The sequence below is a fragment of the Bacillus sp. MHSD_36 genome, assembly GCF_030757775.1.
GTDB lineage: Bacteria > Bacillota > Bacilli > Bacillales > Bacillaceae_G > Bacillus_A.
Genome location: NZ_JAVBIS010000035.1, coordinates 1 through 423 on the forward strand (window position 1 = coordinate 1; position 423 = coordinate 423).

Sequence of the window (423 nt, forward strand, 5' to 3'; positions counted from 1 at the left end):
TCATCAATTCTCCATAGAAAGGAGGTGATCCAGCCGCACCTTCCGATACGGCTACCTTGTTACGACTTCACCCCAATCATCTGTCCCACCTTAGGCGGCTGGCTCCAAAAAGGTTACCCCACCGACTTCGGGTGTTACAAACTCTCGTGGTGTGACGGGCGGTGTGTACAAGGCCCGGGAACGTATTCACCGCGGCATGCTGATCCGCGATTACTAGCGATTCCAGCTTCATGTAGGCGAGTTGCAGCCTACAATCCGAACTGAGAACGGTTTTATGAGATTAGCTCCACCTCGCGGTCTTGCAGCTCTTTGTACCGTCCATTGTAGCACGTGTGTAGCCCAGGTCATAAGGGGCATGATGATTTGACGTCATCCCCACCTTCCTCCGGTTTGTCACCGGCAGTCACCTTAGAGTGCCCAACT

1 rRNA gene is annotated in these 423 nt (G+C 53.7%); it reads right to left on the reverse strand.

What is annotated here, in order from left to right:
- Positions 1-17: 17 nt before the first annotated feature.
- Positions 18-423, reverse strand: a 16S ribosomal RNA gene (locus Q9B79_RS26840); the annotation flags it as partial.